Origin of the sequence: Micromonospora sp. MH33 (genome assembly GCF_003013775.1) — a bacterium.
Classification (GTDB): Bacteria; Actinomycetota; Actinomycetes; order Mycobacteriales; family Micromonosporaceae; genus Micromonospora; species Micromonospora fulviviridis.
Genome location: NZ_MUYZ01000265.1, coordinates 1 through 9,711 on the forward strand (window position 1 = coordinate 1; position 9,711 = coordinate 9,711).

General features: G+C 73.1%; 8 protein-coding genes and 2 pseudogenes. 6 read left to right on the forward strand and 4 right to left on the reverse strand.

Annotated elements, in window-relative coordinates; translation table 11 throughout:
* The 5 genes and pseudogenes from B0E53_RS28410 to B0E53_RS28430 form a co-directional block, all read left to right on the forward strand.
* Positions 1-500, forward strand: a pseudogene (locus B0E53_RS28410) (phosphate acyltransferase PlsX); the annotation flags it as partial.
* Positions 497-1,309 carry a ribonuclease III gene (gene rnc, locus B0E53_RS28415; RefSeq protein WP_107078824.1) on the forward strand — a complete coding sequence of 271 codons (813 nt, stop codon included), beginning with the start codon at positions 497-499 and terminating at the stop codon, positions 1,307-1,309. The pseudogene B0E53_RS28410 and the gene rnc, both read left to right, overlap by 4 nt.
* Positions 1,302-2,159, forward strand: a complete 858-nt coding sequence (gene mutM, locus B0E53_RS28420) for a bifunctional DNA-formamidopyrimidine glycosylase/DNA-(apurinic or apyrimidinic site) lyase (protein WP_107078830.1) — start codon at positions 1,302-1,304, stop codon at positions 2,157-2,159. The genes rnc and mutM overlap by 8 nt, the downstream gene beginning before the upstream one ends.
* A gap of 236 nt (positions 2,160-2,395) precedes the next feature.
* Positions 2,396-4,614 (forward strand): annotated as a pseudogene (locus tag B0E53_RS28425) (MMPL family transporter).
* A gap of 168 nt (positions 4,615-4,782) precedes the next feature.
* Positions 4,783-6,288, forward strand: a complete 1,506-nt coding sequence (locus tag B0E53_RS28430) for an MFS transporter (RefSeq protein WP_107078825.1) — start codon at positions 4,783-4,785, stop codon at positions 6,286-6,288.
* Between the two features lie 187 nt (positions 6,289-6,475).
* Here the strand turns inward: B0E53_RS28430 and B0E53_RS28435 are convergent, their stop codons facing one another.
* Both B0E53_RS28435 and B0E53_RS28440 read right to left on the reverse strand, forming a co-directional pair.
* Positions 6,476-7,054, reverse strand: a complete 579-nt coding sequence (locus B0E53_RS28435; RefSeq protein WP_246835646.1) for a hypothetical protein — start codon at positions 7,052-7,054, stop codon at positions 6,476-6,478.
* Positions 7,055-7,122: 68 nt separating this feature from the next.
* A complete protein-coding gene (locus tag B0E53_RS28440; protein WP_210406250.1) occupies positions 7,123-7,338 on the reverse strand; it encodes a hypothetical protein in 216 nt (71 codons plus the stop codon).
* Between the two features lie 323 nt (positions 7,339-7,661).
* Here B0E53_RS28440 and B0E53_RS37960 point away from each other — a divergent pair, with 323 nt between their 5' ends.
* Entirely contained in the window at positions 7,662-7,835 is a 174-nt protein-coding gene (locus B0E53_RS37960; protein WP_168215431.1) for a hypothetical protein, read from the forward strand.
* Positions 7,836-7,877: 42 nt separating this feature from the next.
* Here B0E53_RS37960 and B0E53_RS28450 read toward each other — a convergent pair whose 3' ends face one another.
* Together B0E53_RS28450 and B0E53_RS28455 are read right to left on the reverse strand one after the other, a co-directional pair.
* Positions 7,878-8,744 carry an endo alpha-1,4 polygalactosaminidase gene (locus tag B0E53_RS28450; RefSeq protein ID WP_107078828.1) on the reverse strand — a complete coding sequence of 289 codons (867 nt, stop codon included), beginning with the start codon at positions 8,742-8,744 and terminating at the stop codon, positions 7,878-7,880.
* Positions 8,745-8,892: 148 nt separating this feature from the next.
* Positions 8,893-9,711: CAP domain-containing protein (locus B0E53_RS28455; protein WP_107078829.1), on the reverse strand; the 819-nt coding region annotated here is incomplete at its 5' end.

A 9,711-nucleotide genomic window follows, 5' to 3' on the forward strand; every position in this document is an offset into this window, starting at 1 on the left:
TGCCCGGCGCCGCCTACGCGGCCGTGGCCCACGCCGTCGCCGCGCCCCGGGTCGGGCTGCTCTCCGTCGGCGTCGAGGCGGGCAAGGGCGACCGGCTCCGCCGCTCCGCCGACCCCGCCCTCGCCGCCGTGCCGCTGCCCTGCGGCGCCCGCTACATCGGCCTCGTCGAGGGTTACGAGGTCTGCCTCGGCGCCCGCGCCGACGTGGTGGTGACCGACGGCTTCACCGGCAACGTGCTGCTCAAGGCCATCGAAGGCGCGTACGCGATGGCCGGCGGGCCTCCGACGAGCGGCGGCGCGCCCCGCGCGGCGGCCCTGCTCGGGGTGGCCGGCACCGTGGTGGTCTGCCACGGCGCGGCCCGGCCCGACGACGTCGCCTCCGGCATCGCCCTCGCCGCCCACCTGTGGCGCCGGGGCGCCACCGACACCGTCTCGACCCTGCTCGACGACGTTCCGCACGATTCCGCACCTGACCGCAACGACACCGAGGTAGCGCCATGACCAACGACAAGCGGCGGCGTGCACCCGTCGGCCACCTGGAGGCGGCCTTCGGGGTGTCGCTCGACCCGGAACTGCTGGAGCGCGCACTGACCCACCGCTCCTACGCGTACGAGAACGGGGGCCTGCCCACCAACGAGCGACTGGAGTTCCTCGGCGACTCGGTCCTCGGCGTGGTGATCACCACGGCGCTGTTCCACAACCACCCGGACCTGCCCGAGGGGCAGCTCGCCAAGTTGCGGGCCAGCGTGGTCAACATGCGTGCCCTCGCCGACGTGGCGCGCGGCCTCGGCCCGGACGGGCTGGGCGCGTACCTGCTGCTCGGCAAGGGCGAGGAGGCCACCGGCGGCCGGGACAAGGCCAGCATCCTGGCCGACACCCTGGAGGCGCTGCTCGGCGCGATCTACCTCCAGTACGGCCTGGACACCGCGGCCCTCGTGATCCACCGGCTGTTCGACCCGCTGATGGCCGAGTCGGCCGGCCGGGGCGCGGCGCTCGACTGGAAGACCAGCCTCCAGGAGCTGACCGCCGCGCTGGGGCTCGGGGTCCCCGAGTACCGGATCGAGGGCACCGGCCCGGACCACCTGAAGACCTTCACGGCCTGGGTGGTGGTGGCCGGCAACCGGTACGGCGGCGCGGAGGGGCGCAGCAAGAAGGAGGCCGAGCAGCGGGCCGCCGAGTCGGCCTGGCGCATGCTGACCGAGCAGGCCGAGGCGGAGGCCGCCGCGAAGGCCGCCGCCGACGGGGTCGCGGACGACGCCGGCAGCGCGTCCGCGGCCGATGCGGCCGAAGCCGGGGCGGGCCGTGCCTGAGCTGCCCGAGGTCGAGACGGTCCGGCAGGGGCTGGCCCAGTGGGTCATCGGCCGGCGGATCAGCGCCGTCGAGGTGCGCCACCCCCGGGCGGTCCGCCGGCACGAGCCGGGCGGCGAGCACTTCGCCGACGTGCTGACCGGCCGGACGATCACCGACGTCCGACGCCGGGGCAAGTACCTGTGGCTGCCGCTGGACAGCGGGGACGCCCTCATCGGCCACCTCGGCATGTCCGGCCAGCTGCTGCTCCAGCCGGTCGGCGCGGCCGACGAGCTGCACCTGCGCGTCCGGTTCCGGTTCGCCGACGACGGGCCGGAGCTGCGGTTCGTCGACCAGCGCACGTTCGGCGGGCTGTCGGTCTCCGAGGGCGGGGCCGAGCTGCCGGCCGAGATCGCCCACATCGCCCGGGACCCGATGGACCCGGAGTTCTCCGACGCCGGCTTCGTGGCCGCGCTGCGCAAGCGGCGGACCGAGGTGAAGCGGGCGCTGCTCGACCAGACCCTGATCTCCGGCGTCGGCAACATCTACGCCGACGAGGCGCTCTGGCGGGCGAAGCTGCACGGCACCCGGCCGACCGACGCGCTGACCGGCCCGGCGGCCGGCCGGCTGCTCGGCCACGTCCGGGACGTGCTCGGCGAGGCGATCAAGCAGGGCGGCACCAGCTTCGACGAGCTGTACGTGAACGTCAACGGCGAGAGCGGCTACTTCGACCGGTCGCTGAACGCGTACGGCCGGGAGGGCGAGCCCTGCCCCCGGTGCGGTACGCCGATCCGGCGCGAGGCGTTCATGAACCGTTCGTCCTACAGTTGCCCGCGCTGCCAGCCGCGCCCCCGGGGCGGCCTCCGGGGATGACCCCGAGCCGGCTCGGGGTTGCGCCGGTGTGCCGCGCCGGCCGCCGCCCGGCGGGTCCCCCGGTCGTACCCTGAAAATCCTGTTCTGTCCGGTTGGCCGACCCGGTTCCGGCCGCCCGGCCGGAGCCGGACGGATGGGGGACGAGCGGGGGCCGTTCCCCGATGTCCGGGCCCGGTCCACTCCCTAGCGTCAGCAGGCGTCGGCACGGGGCCGACGTCTGGAGGGGGTTCCCAGGTATGGGCAGGCGACCGGTGACCGTGCGGCTGGCACGGTGGAGTGCGGAGCACCCGTGGCGGGCCATCGCGCTCTGGGTGGTGTTCGTGGCGGTGTGCTTCGTGGGTGGCAACGCCGCCGGGCTGAACGAGGCGACCGACGACGACCAGGCGATCGGTGAGTTCGGGCGGGCCCAGCTGATCGTCGACAGCGGCGGCTTCCACGAGCCGGCCACCGAGAACGTGCTCATCACTCCCCGCGCGGGCACGCTCGACCCGGCCGCCGCGAAGGCCGCCGCCGACGACGCGACGGCCCGGCTGCGGCAGGTCGACGGGGTGACCTCGGTGGGCGCGCCGATGCCGTCCCGGGACGGCAACGCGATGCTCGTGCCGATCACCATGGCGGGCGACCCGGAGACCGCCTCGGACCGGGTGCAGCCGCTGCGCGACACCACCGCGAAGGTCCAGGAGGCCCACCCGGCGCTGCGGGTCGAGCAGGTCGGCGGCCCGTCGATCGGCCAGGCGCTCGACGACACCCTCGGCAAGGACTTCAAGCGGGCCGAACTGCTCAGCCTGCCGGTCACCCTGGCCATCCTGATCATCGCGTTCGGCGCGCTGATCGCGGCCGGCGTGCCGGTGCTGCTCGCGCTCTCCTCGGTGGCCGCGGCCATGGGGCTCTCCACCCTCGCCTCGCACCTGGTGCCGGCCACCGACACCACGGCCAGCGTGATCCTGCTGATCGGCATGGCGGTCGGCGTGGACTACTCGCTCTTCTACGTCCGGCGGGAACGCGAGGAGCGGGCCAAGGGCCGCTCCGGGCTCGACGCCGTGGAGATCGCGGCGGAGACCTCCGGGCACGCCGTGGTGGTCTCCGGCACCGCCGTGATCATCTCGATGGCCGGGCTGCTGCTCGCCCAGGACGCCATCTTTCGTCGCTCGCCGTCGGCTCGATCCTGGTGGTCGCGGTCGCGGTGATCGGCTCGCTGACCGTGCTGCCGGCGCTCCTGGCCAAGCTGGGCCGCTGGGTCGACCGGCCCCGGGTGCCGCTGCTGTGGCGGCTCACCGCCCCGCGCGTCGGGCGGCACGGCCAGGCCGCCCGGCCCCGGTTCTGGCCGGCCGTGCTGAAGCCCGCGCTGCGCGCCCCGCTGGCCACCCTGGTGGTCTCGGTCGGGCTCCTGCTCGCCCTGGCCGCCCCGGCGCTGGGCATGAAGCTGAAGTTCCCCGGCATGGAGGACGTGCCCCGCACCACGGCGGCCATGCAGGCGTACGACCGGCTCACCGCGGCCTTCCCGAGCAACGGCACCAGCCACACCGTGGCGGTGAAAGCCCCGGCCGAGCAGGCCGACCGGGTGAAGGCCGCGCTGACCGGGCTGGCCGACCGGGCCGCCGCCGACCCGCTCTTCGCGCCGGCCGAGGGGGACGGCCCGAAGGTCAAGGTTTCGGCGGACCGGCGGGTGTCGGTGCTGGAGGTCGCCACGCCGTACGCCAGCCGCACCGACGAGGCGTCCCGGTCGCTGCACGAGCTGCGCCAGGACCTGGTCCCGGCCGCCCTCGACGGCATCCCGGGCGTCGAGTACGCGGTCGGCGGCGGCGTGGCGGCCAGCGAGGACTACGCGGACCACATCTGGGCGAAGCTGCCCCTGGTCGCGGCCTTCGTGCTGGCGCTGACCTTCCTCGTGATGGCCTGGACGTTCCGGTCGGTGGTGGTGGCGCTCACCTCGATCCTGCTGAACCTGCTCTCCGCCGGGGCCGCGTACGGCCTACTGGTGCTGGTCTTCCAGGGCACCTGGGCGGAAGGGCTGCTCGGCTTCACCTCGATGGACGCGATCGTCACCTGGCTGCCGATGTTCCTCTTCGTGGTGCTGTTCGGGCTCTCCATGGACTACCACGTGTTCGTGGTCAGCCGGATCCGGGAGGGGATCCGCCAGGGGATGTCGAACAAGGACGCGGTGGCGTACGGGATCACCTCCTCGGCGGGCGTGGTGACCAGCGCGGCGATCGTCATGGTCGGGGTCTTCTCGATCTTCGCGACGCTGAGCACCATCGACTTCAAGCAGCTCGGCATCGGGCTGGCCGCGGCCATCCTGCTGGACGCCACGATCATCCGGGCGGTGGTGCTGCCGTCGCTGATGACCCTGCTGGGCGACGCGAACTGGTGGGCGCCGCGGTTCCTGCGCGGCCGGGCGGCGACCCCGCCGGCCGAGCCGCCCGCGCCGGCACCGGAGCTGGTCGGCGCGCGCTGACCTCGGGCACGGGGGAGGGCGGGCCGGTCGGTCCGCCCTTCCCCGTGTGACGGGGGTGTCACCGCAGGATTAACGGCCGCGACGGCGGGGCATCTGGGCCGCCATGGACGAACAGCTCACGCCGGCGGCCCGTCGCGCCCCGGCCTTCGCAGCCCTCCGGAGCGCGTCATGAGCACCGACGTGCGGACCGGCACCGTACGGACCAACGTCCCGGCCCGCCTGGACCGGCTGCCGTGGTCCCGCTGGCACTGGATGATCGTGATCGGTCTCGGCACGGTCTGGATCCTCGACGGCCTCGAGGTGACCATCGTCGGCAACCTCTCCGGCAAGCTGGCCGAGCCGGGCAGCGGCCTGAGCATCACCCAGAGCCAGGTCACCGGCCTGGCCGCCGCGCTCTACGTGGCGGGCGCCTGCACCGGCGCGCTCTTCTTCGGCTGGCTCACCGACCGGTTCGGGCGCAAGAAGCTGTTCCTGCTGACCCTCGGGCTCTACCTGGTGGCGACCGCGCTGACCGCGCTCTCCTTCGACACCTGGTGGTTCTTCCTGTTCCGGTTCCTCACCGGCATGGGCATCGGCGGTGAGTACGCGGCCATCAACTCGGCGATCGACGAGCTGATCCCGGCGCGGCACCGCGGCCGGATCGACATCATCATCAACGGCACCTTCTGGCTCGGCGCGGCGCTCGGCGCGCTGCTCACCGTGCCGCTGCTCCACGGCCTGCCGACCAACCTCGGCTGGCGGGTCGCCTTCGGCCTGGGCGCGGTGCTCGGCGTGGTGATCCTGCTGGTCCGGCGGCACGTCCCGGAGAGCCCACGGTGGTTGTTCATCCACGGCCGGGCCGACGAGGCGAACCATCTGGTCGACTCGGTCGAGGCCGAGGTGAAGCGGGAGACCGGCAGGGACCTCGCCGAGGCGGACAACTACATCGAGATCAAGCAGCGGAAGAGCACCAACTTCCTGGAGATCGCGAAGACCCTGTTCGCCCGCTACCCGAAGCGCGCCACCCTCGGCTTCTCGCTCTTCATCGGGCAGGCGTTCCTCTACAACGCGATCACCTTCGGCTTCGCCCAGATCCTGCAGACCTTCTTCGACGTCCCGCCGGGCAACAGCGGCTACTACTTCGCCGTGATCGCGGTCGGCAACCTGCTCGGCCCGCTGCTGCTGGGCCGGCTCTTCGACACCGTCGGCCGGGTGCCGATGATCGCCGGCTCGTACATCGGCTCGGGCGTGCTGCTGCTCGGCACCGCCTGGCTGTTCCACTCGGGCGTGCTCGACGCGGTGACCATGACGGCCTGCTGGTGCGCGGTGCTCTTCTTCGCCTCCGCCGGCGCCAGTGCCGCGTACCTGACGGTCAGCGAGATCTTCCCGATGGAGACCCGGGCCATGGCCATCGCGTTCTTCTACGCGATCGGCACCGCCGCCGGTGGCATCACCGGCCCGCTGCTCTTCGCCAAGCTGGTCGGCACCGGCAAGGTCGGCGACACCGTGGTCGCCTTCGTCATCGGCGCCGCCGTGATGATCATCGGCGGCCTCGTGGAGCTGACCCTCGGCGTCAAGGCCGAGGGCAAGTCCCTGGAGGAACTGGCCACCCCGCTCAGCGCCGAACACGCCGGCATCCCGTCCCAGCGCGGCGCCGGCGCCCCGGCCCCGGTCACCGGTGGCGCCCCCGGCTGACGACCGCCGCTCCCCCCGGCACCGCCCCCGCCCGTCCAGACCGGGGGCGGTGTCGCTTCCCAGGGGGTACGCGCACCCCGCTGCTCCGGCTGCCGCCGGCTCCCGTGCCCGGCACGACTCAGATCGTCACCTGACGTCGGTCTGTCGAAGGCGACCCGAAAGCAGGGGCAGCCTCGACCCGCACCTCTCACACGTAGTCACGCCAGAAGGTGACGGTCACCCTGGGCTCCCGGAACTCCTGATCGATGTAGTGGGCGAGGTCTTTGCCGAGCACGATGGTGTCGGTCAGTCGGTGGATGGAGAGCACGGGGTGCCCGGAGGTGCCGCGGCCGGCCGGCAGGTAGCGGTGGGCGTACACGGGAACCATCCGGGGGACGTCGGCGAGAAGGCGCCTCGCCTTGGCCATGCGCGCGACGAGGTCATGCGGGCGACGGCGCCACCCGGGTGGCCACTCGCCGTGCTGGATGTTGTCGAGCGCGGTGGTGAGCGGCCAGTCGACCTGCTCGTGCAGGATGGTGGAGTCGAGCTGGCGCCAGTTCGGCCAGCCCCAACTGGCCTTGTCGGGGTGGTCGTCGTGGCCGGGTGTCCAGACCGGCAGCCCGGCCGCGAGGAAGGCCCGGTGGTCGTCGGCGAACTCGAAGCCGAACCGCCGTTCGACGCTGACGAACTCGGCGTCGGTGAGCCCCGGCTCGATGTCCACCAGGCCCAGGTGGGCCAACCGGCGAGCGGCCTCGATACCCAGAGCGAGACCGGCATCATTCGTCACCGGCGAAGCGTAGCGACCTGGCCGCCGTACGTGTGTGGATGACGGGGGGTGCAGTTCGACGGCGCTTGTCAGGCCGGTGCGTCGTCCTCGGTGGGGCGGGGCTGGCGGTGCTCCTTGATCCAGCGCTCGACGTCGTCGGCCAGCCACACCTTCATGCCGCGCAGTTCCTGGTACGGCTTCGGGAAGGTGGGATACCTGGCGAGCTGCTGAAACCGCTGCCGCGACACGCCAAGGCGCTGGGCGATCTCGTAGGGCCCCATGAGCTGCCCCGGCCCTCGCTCCATGGCATGAAAGTAGGTAGATGACTGCTAGTCTATTGGATATTGCCAGTTGACTAACCGGTCGGCTGACCGGCATCGTGGTCGTATGCCGCGAAAGACCTGCGTGGTCCCATGACTGATCACGGGCCTGTACAGCCGATCTGGACCTGCGCGGGGTGCAGTCTGCCCTGGCCCTGTCCCACGCGCCGCCAGCAACTCCTCGCCGACTACGACGGCGCCCCGGTGTCCCTCTCCCTCTGCATGGCCTCGCACCTGGTGTCCGCCACTCAGGACATGAGCTGGGCTCCGGCCGGCCCGCTCCATCGTCGTTTCCTCGGATGGTTGCCGTGAGCGTGATCAAGCCGGGCGACGAGAAGTTCCACTACTCCGACAACTCGCACAGGTGGATACCGCCGGACCCCGACTTTCCACAGGAGGTGTGGGACGAGATGGTCCGGCAGCACAAGGAGAGGCACCTCCGGCCACAGCGGCAGCCACGCATCGCACGTCGTTCGATCTGATCAGGACTCCGGTGCGGGGCTGTGTGATCGTGCGACGCCAGCTCAGGGCAGCACGCAGGGTTCGCGCCAGGCGTCGAGTTTGCGGTCCTTGAGGATCGAGGCGAAGCCGTAGCCGACCGTGGTGACGCAGAAGTCGGCCGGGTCGCCGGTGAACTCGACGTGGAAGACCGGCTTGTGCGCGTCGGCGAAGGGGAGCAGCTTGTCGCACCCGCCCCGGCGGACGCACTCCTGGTTCACCGCGAAGTCGAAGTCGGGGGCCAGCGCCGCCACCTGCGGCAGGTCGTCGACCAGCCCGGGGGAGAGCTCCAGCCGCCGGGCCAGCGCGGCCAGCCGCCGGTTGAACAGCAACTGGTCGTCGAAGGAGAGCGGGAAGCCGGAGCGGTGCAGGTAGCCGTCGGCGTCGTCGAGCGCCACCGCGCCGAAACCCTTGCCCCGGCAGAGCCGGAACCGGTCGGCCAGCACCGGCTCCAGCGAGTCCCACCGGCGGACGTCCAGCCACCGGCTGCCCGGCCGGCCGGGCACCGCCGTCCCGCGTACCGCCGCCGGGAAGCGGCTCGCGTCCGGGTCGGTGGCCGCGTACGTGCCGACCGTTACCTGGCAGACCAGGCGGCGGTGGCGGGCGCGCAGCGCGCCGGTCTCGCCGGAGGTGGTCCGCACCGCGTCGAGCAGGAAGACGTCGGCGTCGACGGTGACGTCCACGGGGCCGGTGAGCTGCCACTGCCACTGCCAGTGCCGGGCCTGCGCGACCGGCCACGGGGTGGGCGCCCCGGGCGGGACGAGCGGCTCCCGGCAGGCCGGCGCCGGGGCGAGCAGCAGCGCCGTCAGCACCACCGCAACGCCCCGGCGCGGCCCACGTCGGCGGACGCGGACCGGCCGGGGCAGCATGGCCCACGCCGGCCGGATCCGCATGGACAGCTCCCGGGTCGCGGGCGGCAACCGCCCCCTGCCGGTACGTCTCCGGTGGCCCTGGTGCGCCGGCGACAGGGCCGGCACCGCTCAGGCGTCCCCGGCGTACCTCACCCGGTCAACGAGCGCGGACCCGGTCACGACGCGCCGCTCAGCGCGGGGTGCCGAAGTCCTGCGTCCAGTACGGCCCGTTGCTCCGCGCCACGCCCACGCCGATCTGGGTGAACGAGCAGTTCAGGATGTTCGCCCGGTGACCCGGGGAGTTCATCCAGGCATCCATCACCGCGGCCGGGCTCTGCTGGTTCCAGGCCACGTTCTCGCCGTACGACCGCCAGGCGTAGCCGACCCGGTCGAGCCGGTCGCCCACGTCGCTGCCATCGCTGCCGTCGTGCGACATGGTCTTGTGGTCGGCCTGGTCCTGGCTGTGCCGCTGGGCGGCGAGCATCAGCTTGTCGTTGACGGTCAGCGCCTTGCAGCCGGCCTTGGCCCGCTCCTGGTTGACCAGGTCGACGACCTCGCGCAGCTCGGCGGTGATCCCCTTGGCCGAGGTCGTCGTGGCGCCCGTGCTGCTCGGCGCGGTGCTCCGCTGCAGTTGCCGGGACGGCGCGGTGGTCCGGCTCGGCTTCGGGGTCGGCTTCTTCGTCGGGCTCGGCCTGGCGCTGGTCGGCGCGGCGCTGGGGCTGGTCGACTCCGGTGCGAGCGCGTCGGCGGCGCCCGCCTCGGTGCCGTCGGATGCGAGCGGGGCGGCGGCCACCGGGCCGTCGGCGGCGGTCCGCTCGGTCCGCTGGTCACCGCTGGGCAGCAGCACGGCACCTACGCCGAGGCTCACCACGAGCGTGGCCGCGGCGGCGGCCCCACCGATCAGGAGGGGACGGGGCAGCCGGCGGCGCTGCCGGTGCCGGCCGGTGTCCTCCGCCGGATCGTCGGTGACCGGCTGCCAGGCGGCCGTGGGCCGCTCGTCGGCGACCGG